The following is a 16,465-nucleotide window of genomic DNA, read 5'->3' as shown; positions in this document are numbered from 1 at the left end:
GGCGCAGGCTCCGTCGCACAAGGACGTACGGTCGACGGAGCACGGACCAGCCGTCGACCGGGTGCGGACCGACGTCCCGCGGAGCACCCGTGACGGCATGAGACACTGGTCTAGACAAGTGTGAAACACCTGGAAGGGCAGCAACACATGGCTGAGCGCCGCGTCAACGTCGGCTGGGCCGAGGGCCTTCACGCCCGACCCGCCTCCATCTTCGTCCGCGCGGCCACGGCCGCCGGCGTCCCCGTGACGATCGCCAAGGCTGACGGCAACCCCGTGAACGCCGCCTCGATGCTCGCGGTGCTCGGTCTCGGCGCGCAGGGCGGCGAGGAGATCACCCTCGCCTCCGACGCCGAGGGCGCGGACGCCGCCCTCGACCGGCTGGCGAAGCTGGTCGCCGACGGCCTCGAGGAACTCCCCGAGACCGTCTAGTCAAAGACTGGTATTCATACGCCGAAGGGCCCGCCCGAAATAGGGGCGGGTCCTTCGGCGTTTCTGTGCCCGCTTACTGAATATCGACGCCGGACGCGACATCAGAAACTGAATTCGGGCAGCAGAAATAATCTCCCGCCGAATACCACTTCTTTGTATACGGCGCTTCTGTTAATGCCGGAGGCCCACCGTGTTTACGGCATGTTGCGAATCCCTCACACGATCACGGTCGCGGCCCCGCTCACCGCGTGCGGGAAAGCGCAGTCGGTGCGCGGCCGTCGCCCGCTCCGCGTGGGCCGCGGTGAGAGACCTGGCCCGCTCCGCGTCGCCGCGCGCCACCGCGTCGACGATCGCGGCATGCTCCGCCCAGGACTCCGCGGAGGCAGCCGAGACGTCGACGACGTACATCCAGGCGATCTTGTGCCGGAGCTGGGTGAGCAGCGCTGTGAGACCCGGGCTGCCTGACGCCTGGGCGAGCGTCTCGTGGAACCAGCCGCCCAGCGAGCGCAGATCCTCGCTCTGACCGCGCCTCGAGCGCTCCTGGCCGAGCCTGACGAGGCCGCGCAGGACCTTCAGGTGCGCCTCCGTGCGGCGCTGTGCGGCGCGGGCGGCCCCTAGCGGCTCCAGGAGCATGCGGACCTCCAGGAGGTCGGCCGCCTCCTGCTCGGTGGGCTCAGCGACGCACGCGCCCGCGTGCCGGCGCGTGACGACGAAGCCCTCGGCCTCGAGGGTGCGCAGGGCCTCGCGCACGGGGACGCGGGAGACTCCGTAGCGGCGCGCGAGCAGTTCCTCGGTGAGCCGGCCGCCCCGTTCGTAGACACCGGAGACGATGTCGTCCCGGATCGCCGTGCATACCGAGTGCGCGGGAATGCGCATGCCCTGACCTCCGCCTTAATCCCCGCGAAACGCGGTCGATCGACGCCTGTTCAGCGACTCTATTGCAGAGCGACTGAATTTCCGACAGCTGGCCGAAATCCATGGATACTTTTGGCCAAAGGCGGTACGGGAACGGCGAAAGCCCCGGCTCTCGACGAGCCGGGGCTTTCGCTGAATCAGATGCGCTTCACGCGACCGCGTGGATCAGACGTTGACGCCGTGCGAGCGGAGGTACGAGACGGGGTCGATGTCCGTGCCGTAGTCCTCGCCGGTGCGGGCCTCGAAGTGGAGGTGCGGGCCGCTGGAGTTGCCGGTCGAGCCGGAGAGACCTATCTGCTGGCCCGGGGTGACCGCCTGGCCGACCGTGACACCGAGGGACGACATGTGGCCGTACTGGGTGTACGTGCCGTCGTTCATCTTGATGACCACGTTGTTGCCGTAGGCGCCGCCCCAGCCGGCCTCGACCACGGTGCCGGAGCCGACCGCGTGGACCGAGGTGCCGGACGCGGCGTGGAAGTCGACGCCGGTGTGGCTGCCGGAGGACCACATGGCGCCGCCGGTCTGGTAGCCCGTGGAGATGGACGAGCCGGTGATCGGGGAGACGTAGCTGTTGAGGCGCTTGCGCTCGGCCTCGCGAGCGGCACGCTCCTTGGCCTCGCGCTCCTTCTTGGCCTTGGCCTTCGCCTCGGCCTCGGCCTTGCGCTTGGCCTCTTCGGCCTTCTTCTTGGCGGCCTCTTCGGCCTTCTTGGCGGCTGCGGCGTCGTCGGCGGCCTGCTGCTGGGCAGCGGCCTGCGCGTCGATGCTCTGGGCGAGCGAGTCGCCCACGGAGATGGCCTGGGTCAGGCCGGTGTGCTGCGGAGCCGGCGCCTCGTCGGCGGCGAGCGCCGGAGCGGCCAGGCCTCCGATGACACCGGTGGTGGTGAGGGCGGCGACGCCCGCCACGTTCGCGGTCGTACGCGTGAGGCGGCTCGGGCGACGGTGCTTCCCGGTGGCACGGGTGAACGCCATGAAGCGGCTGATCCTTTCCTTCCTTCTCGCCTACCGGGTTAGCTGACGGGTTCGGAGCAGGAAGGTCTCCTACGAGTCCCTCGCCTCTCGGCAAGGTTCCCGATTCACCCCAGGGGGACATGTGGGTCCCCGGCTCCCCTGGCTCGCGCCGTACGGGGACTCGGCGATGACTGTCCGGTGCCGCGGCTGCGGCGTACTGCATGACGGACAGCCGGACCAGACGCTAAGCGGGGCATCTTTCAATCGACAAACGGATCAGACCTTTTGTAGCGCACGCCACAGGTCAGACACGTAACCTCCATATCAATTCGGACATATGAGGACCCCAGCAGCTTTTTCCGCCACTGGGGTCCCGATATGTCCTGACTGTCACTCAGACCGCACTCGGGCCGCACTCAGCCCGTGACCACACTCACTTCACCGATGCCGAGCGCCCTGACGGGCTCCTCGATCTGCGCGGCGTCACCGACGAGCACCGTCACGAGCCGGTCCCCGGGGAAGGCGCTCACCACGGCGGCGGTGGCCTCCACGGTGCCGGTCGCGGCCAACTGGCGGTACAGCTGCGCCTGGAAGTCGTCCGGCAGGTGCTGCTCGACCTGGTCGGCGAGGGTGGCCGCGACGGACGCCGCCATCTCGTACTTGAGCGGGGCCACGCCCACCAGGTTCTGCACGGCGACATCGCGCTCGGCGTCCGTGAGGCCGTCCGCGGCGAGAGTGCGCAGAACCTTCCACAGGTCGTCGAGGGCGGGGCCCGTGGACTCGGTGTCCACGGAGCCGCTGATGGCCAGCATCGCGGCGCCCGTGCCGTCCGGAGCGGAACGCAGGACCTGGGCGAACGCCCGCACTCCGTAGGTGTATCCCTTCTCCTCGCGCAGGACGCGGTCGAGGCGCGAGGTGAGGGTGCCGCCCAGGCAGTACGTACCGAGCACCTGGGCGGGCCAGACGCGGTCGTGCCGGTCAGAGCCCACGCGGCCGATGAGCAGCTGCGTCTGGACGGCGCCGGGGCGGTCCACGATGACGACACGCCCGGTGTCGTCGGCGGTCACCGGGGGCACCGGGCGCGGCTCGGCCGTGCCGCCCGTCCAGGCCCCGATGGTGTCGGCGAGGACGGCGTCCAGGTCGATGCCGGTCAGGTCGCCCACGACGACGGCGGTCGCCGTGGCGGGACGCACGTGCTTCTCGTAGAAGGTGCGCACCGCCGCCGAGTCGATGGGCGTGACCGTCTCCTCGGTGCCCTGGCGGGGGCGCGACATGCGCGAGGTGGCCGGGAACAGCTGCCGGGAGAGCTCCTTGGCGGCGCGGCGTGCCGGGTTGGCGGCCTCGTGCGGGATCTCGTCCAGGCGGTTGCGTACGAGGCGTTCGATCTCGCTGTCCGCGAAGGCGGGGGCGCGCAGGGCGTCGGAGAGCAGGCCGAGCGCCTTCGGGAGGCGGGAGACCGGGACTTCGAGGGAGACACGGACGCCGGGGTGGTCGGCGTGCGCGTCCATGGTGGCGCCGCAGCGGTCGAGTTCGGCGGCGAAGTCCTCGGCGGAGTGCTTGTCGGTGCCTTCGTTGAAGGCCCTCGCCATGATCGTCGCGACGCCGTCGAGGCCCGCGGGCTCGGCGTCGAGCGGCGCCTCGAGGTGGATCTCCACGGCGACGACCTGCTGGCCGGGGCGGTGGCAGCGCAGCACGGTGAGGCCGTTGTCCAGGGTGGCGCGCTCGGGCGCGGGGAAGGCCCACGGCCGTGCGGTGCCCGCCTGGGGCTGCGGGTGGAACTGCATCGTTGCGGCCTCGCTCACTTCGCGGCCTCCTCTTCGTCCTCGTCGGTGGCTTCGGCGGCCTCAGGGGCGATGGGCTCGTACACGAGCACCGCGCGGTTGTCGGGGCGCAGGCGGGCCGCTGCGGCTTCCTTGACCTCTTCCGCGGTGACGTCCAGGACGCGCCCGACGGCGGTGAGGGCGAGCTGCGGGTCGCCGAACAGGACGGCGTACCGGCACAGTTCGTCCGCGCGGCCCGCCACCGTGGAGAGCCGGTCGAGCCACTCGCGCTCAAGCTGTGCCTGGGCGCGCTCCATCTCCTCGGCTGTGGGGCCCTCTTCCGCGAAGCGGGCGAGCTCCTCGTCGACGGCGGCCTCGATGACGGGGACCTCGACGTCGCCGGAGGTCTTCACGTCCAGCCAGCCCAGCGAGGGGGCTCCGGCGAGGCGCAGCAGGCCGAATCCGGCGGCCACGGCGGTGCGGTCGCGGCGCACGAGGCGGTTGTAGAGCCGCGACGACTCGCCGCTGCCGAGGACCGTGAGCGCCAGGTCGGCCGCGTCGCACGCGCGCGTGCCGTCCTCCGGGAGGCGGTAGGCGGCCATCAGGGCGCGGGCCGGTACCTCTTCCTCGACGACCTCGCGCAGCTCCTTGCCGATCGTGTCGGGCAGCGAGCCGTCGCGCGGCGGCTGCTTGCCGTCGTGCGAGGGGATGGACCCGAAGTACTTCTCGACCCAGGCGAGGGTCTCCTGCGAGTCGATGTCACCGACGACCGACAGGACGGCGTTGTTCGGCGCGTAGTACGTACGGAAGAAGTGCCGCGCGTCCTCCAGCGTCGCCGCGTCCAGGTCGGCCATGGAGCCGATCGGGGTGTGGTGGTAGGGGTGGCCCTCGGGGTACGAGAGGGCGGTCAGCTTCTCGAAGGCAGTGCCGTACGGAACGTTGTCGTAGCGCTGGCGGCGCTCGTTCTTGACGACGTCCCGCTGGTTCTCCATGGATTCGTCGTCGAGCGCGGAGAGCAGCGAGCCCATGCGGTCCGCTTCCAGCCACAGGGCCAGCTCCAGCTGGTGTGTGGGCATCGTCTCGAAATAGTTGGTGCGCTCGAAGCTCGTGGTGCCGTTGAGCGAACCGCCCGCTCCCTGCACCAGCTCGAAGTGGCCGTTGCCGTGCACCTGCTTCGAGCCCTGGAACATGAGGTGCTCGAAGAGATGCGCGAGGCCCGTACGGCCCTTGACCTCGTGGCGCGAGCCGACGTCGTACCAGAGGCAGACCGCGGCGACCGGGGTCAGGTGGTCCTCGGAGAGCACCACGCGCAGGCCGTTGGCCAGCCGGTGCTCGGTCGCTGTCAGGCCGCCGGAGCCGGCCTCGGCTGTGGCCGTGTGACCCATGGGCATGTACGTCCCTTCGAAGGCGAAAAGCTGGAAATTCTGCCAGTCGTGCCACTGTATGCAAGCGTGCTGACAACCGGTGAAGTTCCCGCTCCGCGCTCGGCGTAGTCGCGGTCGAAGTCCGGGTCGTGGTCGGCGTTGTCAGTGGGACAGTCCACAATGGTCGGCGTCAGATCCCGTTGATGCCCTGGCAGACACCGTGAAGGAGCCGCAGCAGCGATGGCCCGCCGCAGCACGAAGACCCCGCCGCCCGACGATTCGTTCGAGGAGAAGATCCTCGACATCGACGTCGTCGACGAGATGCAGGGCTCCTTCCTCGAGTACGCGTATTCGGTCATCTACTCGCGCGCCCTGCCGGACGCCCGCGACGGCATGAAGCCGGTGCACCGCCGGATCGTGTACCAAATGAACGAGATGGGCCTGCGCCCCGACCGCGGCTATGTGAAGTGCGCCCGCGTCGTCGGCGAGGTCATGGGTAAGTTGCACCCGCACGGCGACGCGTCGATCTACGACGCCCTGGTGCGCATGGCCCAGCCGTTCTCCATGCGCCTGCCGCTGGTGGACGGCCACGGCAACTTCGGCTCGCTCGGCAACGACGACCCGCCGGCCGCCATGCGGTACACCGAGTGCAAGATGGCCGACGCGACGTCCTTGATGACGGAGTCGATCGAAGAGAACACCGTCGACTTCGAGTCGAACTACGACGGCCAGGAGCAGGAACCGGTCACCTTGCCGGCGGCCTATCCGAACCTTCTGGTCAACGGCGCGTCGGGCATCGCCGTCGGCATGGCGACGAACATGCCGCCGCACAACCTCGGCGAGGTCATCGCCGCCGCCCGCCACCTGATCAAGCACCCCGGGGCCGACCTGGAGACGCTGATGCGTTTCGTGCCGGGCCCTGACCTGCCCACGGGTGGCCGCATCGTCGGCCTGTCCGGGGTCAAGGACGCGTACGAATCAGGGCGCGGCACCTTCAAGATCCGCGCGACGGTGGCCGTCGAGAACGTGACGGCCCGCCGCAAGGGCCTGGTCGTGACCGAACTGCCCTTCTCCGTAGGCCCCGAGAAGGTCATCTCGAAGATCAAGGACCTGGTCGGCTCGAAGAAGCTGCAGGGCATCGCCGACGTCAAGGACCTCACGGACCGCTCGCACGGCCTGCGCCTGGTCATCGAGATCAAGAACGGCTTCGTCCCCGAGGCCGTCCTGGAGCAGCTGTACAAACTGACGCCGATGGAGGAGTCCTTCGGCATCAACAACGTCGCTCTGGTGGACGGCCAGCCCCTCACGCTCGGCCTCAAGGAGCTCCTCGAGGTCTATCTCGACCACCGCTTCAACGTCGTGCGCCGCCGCAGCGAGTTCCGCCGCAGCAAGAAGCAGGCACGGCTGCACCTGGTGGAGGGCCTGCTCGTCGCCCTCCTGGACATCGACGAGGTCATCCGCCTCATCCGCTCCAGCGACAACTCCTCGCAGGCCAAGGAGCGCCTGATGGAGCGCTTCTCGCTGAGCGAGATCCAGACGCAGTACATCCTCGACACGCCGCTGCGCCGCCTCACCAAGTTCGACCGCATCGAGCTGGAGTCCGAGCGCGACAAGCTCAAGGCCGAGATCGACGACCTGACCCGGATCCTGGAGTCGGACGCGGAGCTGCGCAAGCTGGTCTCCGCCGAACTGGCCGCCGTGGCCAAGAAGTTCGGCACGGACCGGCGCACGGTCCTGCTGGAGTCGGCAAGCTCCCCGGCGTCCACGGTGTCGCTGCAGGTGGCGGACGACCCGTGCCGCGTGCTGCTCTCCTCGACCGGCCTCCTCGCCCGTACGGCCAATGGCGAGCCGTTCGCCGAGAGCGACACCAAGCGCGTCAAGCACGACGTGATCGTCTCCGCCGTCCCCGCGACCGCGCGGGGCGAGGTGGGCGCGGTGACGTCCGAAGGACGGCTGTTGCGCCTCTCCGTAGTCGACCTCCCGCAACTTCCGGAGACGCACGCGGCACCCAACCTCTCCGGAGGCGCCCCGGTTTCGGAGCTGCTCTCCCTGGAGACGGACGAGAGCCTGATCTGCCTGATGACCCTGGACGAGTCCTCACCGGGTCTCGCCCTCGGCACCGAGCAGGGCGTGGTCAAGCGCGTGGTCCCGGACTATCCGTCCAACAAGGAAGAGCTCGAGGTCATCACCCTCAAGGACGGTGACCGGATCGTCGGCGCGGCCGAGCTGCGCACGGGCGAGGAGGACCTGGTCTTCATCACGGACGACGCGCAGCTCTTGCGCTACCAAGCCGCACAGGTCCGTCCGCAGGGACGTCCCGCTGGCGGCATGACGGGCATCAAGCTCGCGGACGGCGTCAAGGTCATCTCGTTCGTGGCGGTGGATCCCGCCGTGGACGCCGTGGTCTTCACCGTGGCGGGCTCGCGCGGCACGCTCGACGACTCGGTGCAGACGACGGCCAAGGTGACGCCGTTCGACCAGTACCCCCGCAAGGGCCGGGCCACGGGCGGCGTACGCGTCCAGCGCTTCCTGAAGGGCGAGGACTGCCTGAGCTTCGCGTGGGCGGGCCCGACGCCGCCGCTCGCGGCCCAGCGCAGCGGCCTGCCGGCGGAGCTGCCGGAGATCGACCCGCGCCGCGACGGCTCGGGCGTCTCCCTGGCGAAGCCCGTGGCGGCGGTGGCGGGCCCGGCGTAGTCGGCTACTCCACCGGATCGGCTTCCTGTACGTAGCGAAGTACGCCCCACATGCTGTGCTCATCGGCACCGGCCTGTGGGGCGTACTCACGGCACGCCTCAAGCTCTTTCTCCAGAGCGGGTACGTCGATGCCCGCCCCGATGAGCACGAGCTGGGTGAGCCGGGTCTCACCCGCGGCCCACGGCTCGGGGTAGAAGCGCAGGAACCGCCCCACGGCGTGCACGGCGTACTTGTTGTGCGGGTCGGCGGCGCCGAAATCGACGTACCCCTTGATGCGGTAGAGCCCTTCGGGCCGACTGTCGAGGAGGCCCATGAACGGGCGGGGGCTCATGGGCACTTCGGAGGAGAAGGAGAGGCTTTCGTAGGCGGAGTGCAGGTGGTCGTGGTGCTCGGCCTGTCCGTCGTCCCCATGCTGATGCAGGTCGTCGAAGGAGAGCTGTCCGACCCGCTCCCCCACGGGCTTGCGGTCGAGGAGCAGCTCCACGTCGACCCTCCCGTACGAGGCGGGGACGATGGCCGCGCGATCGGTGAACCCACGGACCACGCCGAGAATCCGCTCCCGCTCGCCTTCTTCGACCCGGTCGACCTTGTTGACGACAACAAGATCGGCGATTCCCAGATGCCGGTCGACCTCGGGATGCCGCTGCCGGATGGAGTCGAACTCGACAGCATCGACGACCTCGACGAGCCCCCCGTACACGATGTGCGGATTCTCGCTGGCGAGCACCATCTTCACGAGCTCTTGCGGCTCGGCGAGCCCGCTGGCCTCGATGACGATGACGTCGATCCGGGCGGAGGGCTGAGCGAGCTTCTCCAGATACACATCGAGCTCACTGGCGTCCACGGCACAGCAAAGACACCCGTTGCCGAGCGAGACAGTCGAGTCACCGAGCTGCCCCGCGACGGCCATGGCGTCGATCTCGATGGACCCGAAGTCATTGACGATCGCACCGATCCGGCTGCCGCCGCTGCGGTGGAGCAGATGATTGAGCAGGGTCGTCTTGCCGGAACCCAGGAAGCCGGTGAGGACGACGACCGGGATCTGCCCGGCACACGGCTGAGTCAACGTGCGACCCCTTTCACACTGACGCGTGCACCGGCGCGGGCACCGGCTCTCGTACGACGAATGAATGCTGCCCCAGGATACGAGCGCGTAGAAACACCGCGAAGTGAACGATTGTTAGCGGCGCAGGCGGGGCACACATCTGGCACGGCGCCGGGACATGCGACCACCGCTGCCTTCCGTGCGCCTCCTCTCCGCCTCCCTGCCGATCAGAGCCGCTCGGCATCCTGGGAGGCGGCAAGCGCGCCGCCCATCGCTCGCCGGTCCTCTCCCTGTCGACCCGCACCCGACGACTGGCGGACGGTCGCATGAATCGGGGGTTGACATGGTCACAAAGAAGCTCGTCCCAGGGGGTCTCCGCTCAGCCGTCGCGGCAGGGGTCGGCCTCGCGGCGGGAGCCGTCGCAACCTTGGCCGCCCAGCGCCACACACTGGAAGCGCTCCGCATCCGGCTCGAACACCTGGAGCAGACCGCGCATACACAGCACCACGCCAACCTGGCCGTCCAACAGCGGCTGCACTGGGAGCTGTTGAGCAAAGCCATGGACGACCAGGACCTGGCCGAGGTCCTGGACACCTACGAGGACAACGTCACCCCCCAGAGGCAACGCCAGTACCTCTTCGCCAATGCCCTCTATACGAATCTGCTGTTCTACTACCGCATCGGCAACATCAACCGCGACGAGTTCTTCGGGTTCGTGCGAGGCATCCTCCAGAACCCGCTCGTGCGGGAGTACTGGTACGCGGGCCGCCACCACAGGGCGACCATGGCGGACACGTCCGACGAAGCGGAGCTCGGACGCATGGTGGACGATCTCCTGCGCCAGCTGGAGGAGGCGGACATAGACGAGTGGTGGGTCGTCGGCGAGCCGCCATCCACCGAATCCTGAGGCTTTACGCCACATGCACACCAGGTGTAACGCGTAGCGGGCGTACGGCGATTCCTCTGGTGCCATGGGGTGACTGATGCGCCGATCGCGCACGGCGTCGCCCTCTATACCGACGCTCCAGCCGCCCGGTCGAGTCGCCCCACAGGGATGGATCGCACCGCGCAGCCGCCGCGCGCAGGCGATCAGCCTTGAGACCAGAGGGAAACGATAGTGAGTCAGATCATCCGTCGGATCGGTGCTTCACCGCGCGCTCGCGGCAGCGTGTCCGGGCAGAACTGTCCGGACATCTTCGAGTTGTCCGACGGCAACTTCGCGATCATCGGCACAGACGCCACCACGGCTCTTGATGCTGAACTTCCCTCTGACGCGTCCCGGGCGGCTTACGAGCGCATCGTGGTGGTCACGAGAGAGACCCTCGTCCGCGCCAAGGCGGATATTCCAGACGATTGACCCTCTCGGCCGTCACGGGGCCTGCCGCGTCAGGGACGCGCAGGCCCCGGCGTTTGTCAGCGCTCGGCCGGCACTGGAACCGGAACCGGAGCCGCCTCTCCCACATATCGTGCGGCAGGCCGAATAATCTTCGAGTCCTCCGCCTGCTCAAGGATGTTGGCCCCCCAGCCCACCACCCGCGCCGCCGCGAACGTAGGCGTGAACATTTCGCGCGGCAGGCCGCACAGTTCCATGACGACGCCCGCGTAGAACTCCACGTTGGTGTGCAGCTCGCGGCCCGGCTTCAGTTCGGCGAGGATTGCCTCGACCTGGCGCTCGACCTCGACCGCGAACTCCACCATCCGGCCGCCGAATTGCTGTGCGATACCCCGCAGCATGCGCGAACGCGGATCCTCCGTGCGGTAGACGGGGTGACCGAAGCCCATGATGCGGTCCCCCGCGAGGACCCGCTCGCGGATCCAGCCGTCGATGCGGTCGGGCGTGCCGATGGCGTCGAGCGTGTCGAGTGCGCGGCTCGGCGCCCCGCCGTGCAGCGGACCCGAGAGCGCGCCCACGGCACCCACCAGACAGGCCGCGACATCCGCGCCGGTCGAGGTGATCACCCTGGCCGTGAATGTTGACGCGTTGAATCCATGATCAATGGTTGAGATCAAGTACTGCTCGATGGCCCGCGCACGATCGGGGTCCGGCTCCGAACCCGTCAGCATGTAGAGGTAGTTGGCCGCGTACGAAAGGTCGTCGCGCGGCTCGACCGGGTCGAGTCCCTGACCTAGCCGGTACAGCGCCGTAAGCAGCGTCGGCACCACGGCGGAGGCCGCGAGGGCGTCGGCACTGCGCTGGCCGCCGTCGATGTCGTACACCGGGCGGAAGCTCTTCGCCGCGCCGAAGAGCGACAGCGCCGTACGCAGTCCGGAGAGCGGCCCCGACAGGGCACTGGCGTGGGCTATGGCGGGCAGCGCGGCGCGCACCTCGTCAGGCAGCCGGCGCAGGGCCGCGGTCCGCGCCGCGAAGGCGGCCCGCTGTCCGGCATCCGGCAGCGCTCCGTGGAACATCAGGTGCCAGACGTCCTCGAAGCTGCGGGTCTGCGCGAGCTCGACGGCAGAGTACTGGCGGTAGTGGTAGAAGCCCTCGTGTCCCCTGACGTCTCCGAGCCGGGTCTCGGTCACGACGACGCCCGCGAGCCCGCGGGGAACCTCCACGGGGGCGGTGGGGCTGGTGGTGGAGCCATTGATCGGCATGTTCTTCCTCGACTTCCTCCCTGGACTTGATTCGACTGTCCATGCTTGACTTAATCTCTGTCAATATTGATTGAATCAATGCACAGATGCGGATACGGTGACGCCTATGACCGATCAAGGGGCCACGCAGGACCGGCGGCTGAGCACCAAGGAAGCCGCCGAACTGCTCGGCGTGAAGCCGGAGACCGTGTACGCCTATGTGAGCCGCGGCCAGCTCAGCAGCCGCCGCGGCCCCGGCTCCCGTGGCAGCACCCTCGACGCCGAGGAGGTCGAGTCGCTCGCCCGCAAGAACCGCAGGGAACCCGCGGCCACCTCCGCGAGCGGCGAACTCTCCGTCCGCACCCGCATCACGCTCATCGACAAGGACCGCTACTACTACCGCGGGGTCGACGCGATGGAAATGGCGCTTGCGTACTCCTACGAAGAGGTCGCCGAGTGGCTGTGGACCGGCGTCATGCGCCCCGGGATCCGCTTCACCGCCCCCAAGGAGACCGTCGGCGCCGCACGCCGCGCCATCGACGCGCTGCCCGAGCACAGCGGCCCGACCGACCGCCTGCGCGTGGCCGCCATCTCGGCCGCGGCAGCCGACCCCCTCCGCTTCGACCTCTCCGAAGAAGCCGTCATCGGCACCGCACGCACCCTCATCCCCACCCTGGTCACGGCGCTGCCCCCGGTCAGCCGCGCCCACCGGGACGAGGGCCCCCTGGCCCACCGGCTCTGGGCACGGCTCACCGGCCGGCGGCCGAACGACGCCTCCCTGCACGCCCTGGACACCGCGCTCGCCCTGCTCGTCGACCACGACCTCGCGGCGTCGACGCTCGCCGTCCGCGTCGCCGCCTGCGCCCGCGCCCACCCGTACGCGGCGGTGTCGGCCGGTCTGGGCGTCCTGGAGGGCCCACTGCACGGCGCGGCCAGCGGCCTCGCGCACCGCATGCTCCTGGACGTACTGGACCGGGGCAGCGCGGCCCCCGTGGTGGCCGACGAACTCCGCGCGGGCCGCCGCATCCCTGGCCTCGGCCACCGGCTCTACCCCGGCGACGACCCGCGCGCGGAGGCCTTGTTCGCCCTCCTGGAGGCCATCCCCAAGGCAGGCCCCGCCCTGGCCGCCGCCCGCGCCGTGGTGGCCACCACGGCGCGCCACACGGACCTGCACGCCAACGTCGACCTGGCCCTCGCCGTCCTGACCGCCTCGTCCGGGATGCCCGCCGAGGCGGGCGAGACGATCTTCGCCGTGGCGCGCACGGCCGGCTGGATCGCCCATGCCCTGGAGGAGTACGAGGAACGGCCCTTGCGCATGCGCCCCAGCGGGCAGTACGTCGGGCTGCGCCCGCCCCAGCCGATGCCCGTGCCCGACGGCGGATGAATCAGCCCAGACCCGGCGCGGGTTAGGCTCGCCTGTGTGAGTACGTGCGCCACCGCTTCGCGGGATCTGGACGAGCCTCTCGCGGGGACCGCGGCCACCGCGAGGACCTGGCTGCTCCTGGAACAGCCGGGCCCCTGGGGCGCCAGAGCGCTCACTGCGAGCCACCTGGATCCGGAGGTCGGCCGCGCCCTTGAGGCCGCCGCCGAGGGAACCGGCGTACGCATCGCCCTCATCCGCCGCCCCGGCCGCCACGCCGACTGCCACGCCCCCGCGCACCGCCGCGTGTACGTGGCCCACACCGCGCCCGGCAACACCTGGCTGCGCGGCCACGTCACGGACAGGCCGGAAGAGCTGCTCGACCTCGACTTCACGGCCCTCGGCGCCGGCGACCACGGCGGATTCGGCGCCCCGCACACCGGCGCCCCGCTCGCCCTGGTCTGCACGAACGGCAAGCGTGACCGCTGCTGCGCACTCCTGGGCAGGCCGCTCGCCGCCGAACTCGCGAGGTCCGGTGAAGAAGGCGCCTGGGAAGTCACTCATCTGGGTGGTCACCGCTTCTCCCCCACGCTGCTGGTCCTGCCCTACGGCTACGCGTACGGCCGCTCCGGCCAGGCCGCCGTCAAGGAGATCCTCGAGGGGGTGCGCACGGGCCGCGTCGTCACCGAAGGCTGCCGGGGCAGTTCCGCCTGGGACCGCCCTGGACAGGCCGCTGAGCTCGCGGTGCGCACCTCGACGGGCGAGGACGCCGCGGGGGCCCTGAGCGTCGTCCACACGGATGGCACGGCCCCACGCTGGGACGTGACGGTGGCCCACACCGACGGACGGCACTGGCGCGTGACGGTCGCCCAGGGGGCGTCGCTGCCGCCACGGCCGGAGAGCTGCGGCGCGGCACTGGCGGCCCCGGCGCGCATGGATGTCGTGGCGGTGCGGCCGATCGCGTACGGAGCCATACAGGAGATCCCCGCCACAGTGACTTCGGAGTAGCCCTCCGCTCGCCGTACCGTTCGTACACATGAGCCCGACCTCCCCTGCCCGAAGACTCCGCCTCGGCCTGCCGCGGCGTGTCTTCTCGCAGGTGCTGCTGATGCAGCTGGCGATCGCCGCCGGGGTCGCCGTGCTCGCCACGGGGCTCTTCCTGGCGCCGCTCAGCGATCAGCTCGACGACCAGGCGATGCGCCGTGCGCTCGCCATCGCGCAGACCACGGCCGCCCAGCCGCACATCGCCGAGGACCTGCGCTCCTCGAAGCCGACGGTCGACGGGCCCGTGCAGACCGAAGCGGAGCGGATCCGGCGTGCCAGCGGCGCCGAGTACGTCGTGATCATGAACAAGAACGGCGTTCGCTGGTCCCACACCGACCGCGACGAGATCGGCCAGGTCGTCTCGACCGACCCCAGCGACGCGCTCGCCGGGGACGAGGTCATGGAGATCGACGACGGCACCCTGGGCCGCTCGGCCCGCGGCAAGGTGCCGCTGCGGGACATCGGCGGGGACATCGTGGGCGCCGTCTCCGTGGGCATCGAGTACGACAGCGTCCGCGCCCGTCTGATCCACGCGATCCCCGGGCTCTTCGCCTACGCGGGCGGGGCGCTCGCGGTCGGCGCCCTCGCCGCCTATCTGATCTCACGCAGGGTGCAGCGGCAGACGCGTGACCTGGCCTTCTCCGATATCTCGGCTCTCCTTGCGGAACGCGAGGCCATGCTGCACAGCATCCGTGAGGGTGTCGTCGCGCTGGACCGCGCCGGCCGGATCCGTCTCCTCAACGACGAGGCCCAGCGCCTTCTCGGCCTCGGAGCGGAAGCCATCGGGCAGCCGCTCGACACCGCGCTCGGTCCGGGACGTACGACCGATGTGCTCGCCGGACGGGTCACGGGCACCGACCTCCTGACCGTCCGCGGCCAGCGCGTCCTGGTCGCCAACCGCATGCCCACGGACGACGGAGGCGCCGTCGCCACCCTGCGCGACCGCACCGAACTGGAGCAGCTGGGCCGGGAACTGGACTCCACCCGCGGCCTCATCGACGCGCTGCGCGCCCAGGACCACGAGCACGCCAACCGCATGCACACCCTGCTCGGCCTCCTGGAACTGGAGATGTACGAGGAGGCGGCGGAGTTCGTCGGCGAGGTGGCGGGCGCGCACCGGGTGACCGCCGAGCAGATCACGGAGAAGATCGGCGATCCGCTGCTCGCCGCACTCCTGGTGGGCAAGGCCACGGTCGCCGCGGAGCGTGGCGTCGTCCTCGCCGTCCCGCGCGACACCGCGCTGCCCGACCGTCTGATCGACCCGGGCGGCCTCGTGACCATCGTCGGCAACCTCGTCGACAACGCCCTCGACGCGGCGGCGGGCACCCTCCACGCGCGCGTGGAGGTCGATGTGCGCACCGAGGGGCGCGCCGTCGTCCTACAGGTGAGCGACACGGGCCCTGGCGTGCCGCCCGAGCAACGCGAGACGATCTTCACGGAGGGCTGGTCCACCAAAGAGCCCCCGGCGCACGGCAAGCGCGGTATCGGGCTCGCCCTGGTCCGCAGGCTCGCCGAGCGACAGGGCGGCAGCGCACGAGCCGACGCCTCCCCCGAAGGGGGCGCCGAGTTCACCGTCGTCCTGCCCGAAGCACTCGCACAGTCCGAGCTGGCCCCCACGGAGGAGACACGATGATCGAGGTACTCGTCGTGGACGACGACGTCCGGGTCGCGGACGTCAACGCCGCCTACGTGGCGAAGGTCCCCGGCTTCCGGGTGGCCGCGAAGGCCCACAGCGCCGCCGAGGCGCTGCGGCTCGTCGAGGAACTCCCCGTCGATCTGGTGCTCCTGGACCACTATCTGCCGGACGAGACGGGCCTCGCGGTGGTCCGTACGTTGCGTGAGCGCGGCCATCAGACCGACGTGATCATGGTGACCGCGGCGCGCGACGTCGCCACCGTGCAGGCCGCGATGCGGCACGGCGCCCTGCAGTACCTCGTCAAGCCGTTCTCGTACGCGGGACTCCGCGCCAAGCTCGACGCGTACGCCACCTTGCGCCGCACGCTGGACGGCGGGGGCGAGGCCGAGCAGGCGGAGGTCGACCGGATCTTCGGCGCCCTCTCGGCGACTCCGGCACCGGAACTGCCCAAAGGGCACTCCCCCACCACGGCCGAGCTGGTCCGCAGGGCCCTGATGGGCGCTGAAGGGCCACTGTCCGCCCAGGAGTTGGCTGACCGCACCCGGCTGAGCCGCCAGACGGCCCAGCGCTATCTGAAGCTCCTGGAGCGCTCGGGGCGGGTCCGGCTCAGCCTCAAGTACGGCGACACGGGCCGCCCGGAGCACCGTTACGAATGGGCGTCAAGGGCCTCCTAGCCGAGCATCGCCCGGTCGGTTC

Annotated in this window: 14 protein-coding genes and 1 riboswitch; of the genes, 8 read left to right on the top strand and 6 right to left on the bottom strand. The window is 70.1% G+C overall.

The window, feature by feature from the left end:
- Window positions 1-147: 147 nt before the first annotated feature.
- Window positions 148-429 carry an HPr family phosphocarrier protein gene (locus tag ABD378_RS32160; RefSeq protein WP_160507645.1) on the top strand — a complete coding sequence of 94 codons (282 nt, stop codon included), beginning with the start codon at window positions 148-150 and terminating at the stop codon, window positions 427-429.
- A gap of 171 nt (window positions 430-600) precedes the next feature.
- Here the strand turns inward: ABD378_RS32160 and ABD378_RS32155 are convergent, their stop codons facing one another.
- The 4 genes from ABD378_RS32155 to ABD378_RS32140 form a co-directional block, all read right to left on the bottom strand.
- A complete protein-coding gene (locus ABD378_RS32155) occupies window positions 601-1,305 on the bottom strand; it encodes a GntR family transcriptional regulator (protein ID WP_344526652.1) in 705 nt (234 codons plus the stop codon).
- Window positions 1,306-1,509: 204 nt separating this feature from the next.
- Window positions 1,510-2,313 carry a M23 family metallopeptidase gene (locus ABD378_RS32150; RefSeq protein WP_344526650.1) on the bottom strand — a complete coding sequence of 268 codons (804 nt, stop codon included), beginning with the start codon at window positions 2,311-2,313 and terminating at the stop codon, window positions 1,510-1,512.
- Window positions 2,314-2,326: 13 nt separating this feature from the next.
- Window positions 2,327-2,489: riboswitch (cyclic di-AMP (ydaO/yuaA leader) on the bottom strand.
- 219 nt (window positions 2,490-2,708) lie between these two features.
- A complete protein-coding gene (locus ABD378_RS32145; protein ID WP_344526648.1) occupies window positions 2,709-4,094 on the bottom strand; it encodes a M16 family metallopeptidase in 1,386 nt (461 codons plus the stop codon).
- A complete protein-coding gene (locus tag ABD378_RS32140) occupies window positions 4,091-5,443 on the bottom strand; it encodes a M16 family metallopeptidase (protein WP_344526646.1) in 1,353 nt (450 codons plus the stop codon). Before ABD378_RS32140 ends, ABD378_RS32145 begins: the two co-directional genes overlap by 4 nt.
- A gap of 213 nt (window positions 5,444-5,656) precedes the next feature.
- Between ABD378_RS32140 and ABD378_RS32135 the strand changes: the two genes are divergently transcribed.
- On the top strand, window positions 5,657-8,110 hold the full coding sequence (locus tag ABD378_RS32135; protein ID WP_344526644.1) for a DNA gyrase/topoisomerase IV subunit A: 2,454 nt from the start codon (window positions 5,657-5,659) through the stop codon (window positions 8,108-8,110).
- A gap of 4 nt (window positions 8,111-8,114) precedes the next feature.
- On the opposite strand, the gene ABD378_RS32130 is transcribed toward ABD378_RS32135, so the two are convergent.
- Window positions 8,115-9,176 (bottom strand): CobW family GTP-binding protein, encoded by a 1,062-nt coding sequence (locus tag ABD378_RS32130; protein ID WP_344526642.1) that lies wholly within the window; start codon window positions 9,174-9,176, stop codon window positions 8,115-8,117.
- A gap of 322 nt (window positions 9,177-9,498) precedes the next feature.
- Here ABD378_RS32130 and ABD378_RS32125 point away from each other — a divergent pair, with 322 nt between their 5' ends.
- Both ABD378_RS32125 and ABD378_RS32120 read left to right on the top strand, forming a co-directional pair.
- Entirely contained in the window at window positions 9,499-10,062 is a 564-nt protein-coding gene (locus ABD378_RS32125) for a DUF6082 family protein (protein WP_344526640.1), read from the top strand.
- Window positions 10,063-10,284: 222 nt separating this feature from the next.
- Window positions 10,285-10,512, top strand: a complete 228-nt coding sequence (locus tag ABD378_RS32120; protein WP_344526706.1) for a hypothetical protein — start codon at window positions 10,285-10,287, stop codon at window positions 10,510-10,512.
- Between the two features lie 56 nt (window positions 10,513-10,568).
- Here ABD378_RS32120 and ABD378_RS32115 read toward each other — a convergent pair whose 3' ends face one another.
- Window positions 10,569-11,750 carry a citrate synthase/methylcitrate synthase gene (locus tag ABD378_RS32115; protein ID WP_344526638.1) on the bottom strand — a complete coding sequence of 394 codons (1,182 nt, stop codon included), beginning with the start codon at window positions 11,748-11,750 and terminating at the stop codon, window positions 10,569-10,571.
- Between the two features lie 106 nt (window positions 11,751-11,856).
- On the opposite strand from ABD378_RS32115, the gene ABD378_RS32110 reads away from it, so the two are divergent.
- The 4 genes from ABD378_RS32110 to ABD378_RS32095 are packed head-to-tail and all read left to right on the top strand — an operon-like array spanning window position 11,857 to window position 16,443.
- Window positions 11,857-13,113: a citrate synthase gene (locus ABD378_RS32110; protein ID WP_344526636.1), complete on the top strand. Its 1,257-nt coding sequence runs from the start codon at window positions 11,857-11,859 to the stop codon at window positions 13,111-13,113.
- 36 nt (window positions 13,114-13,149) lie between these two features.
- The gene (locus tag ABD378_RS32105; RefSeq protein WP_344526634.1) at window positions 13,150-14,097 is read left to right on the top strand and encodes a ferredoxin family protein; all 948 of its coding nucleotides are present in this window, start codon (window positions 13,150-13,152) and stop codon (window positions 14,095-14,097) included.
- A 28-nt stretch (window positions 14,098-14,125) separates the two neighbouring features.
- Window positions 14,126-15,766 carry a sensor histidine kinase gene (locus ABD378_RS32100; protein ID WP_344526632.1) on the top strand — a complete coding sequence of 547 codons (1,641 nt, stop codon included), beginning with the start codon at window positions 14,126-14,128 and terminating at the stop codon, window positions 15,764-15,766.
- The gene (locus ABD378_RS32095) at window positions 15,763-16,443 is read left to right on the top strand and encodes a response regulator (RefSeq protein WP_344526630.1); all 681 of its coding nucleotides are present in this window, start codon (window positions 15,763-15,765) and stop codon (window positions 16,441-16,443) included. Before ABD378_RS32100 ends, ABD378_RS32095 begins: the two co-directional genes overlap by 4 nt.
- The last annotated feature ends 22 nt before the right edge of the window (window positions 16,444-16,465 follow it).

This window comes from Streptomyces rectiviolaceus, assembly GCF_039533825.1.
In the GTDB taxonomy this organism is placed as follows: Bacteria; Actinomycetota; Actinomycetes; order Streptomycetales; family Streptomycetaceae; genus Streptomyces; species Streptomyces rectiviolaceus.
The sequence above is the reverse complement of the archived record's forward strand: the minus strand, read 5'-3'. Positions and strand labels throughout refer to the sequence as shown.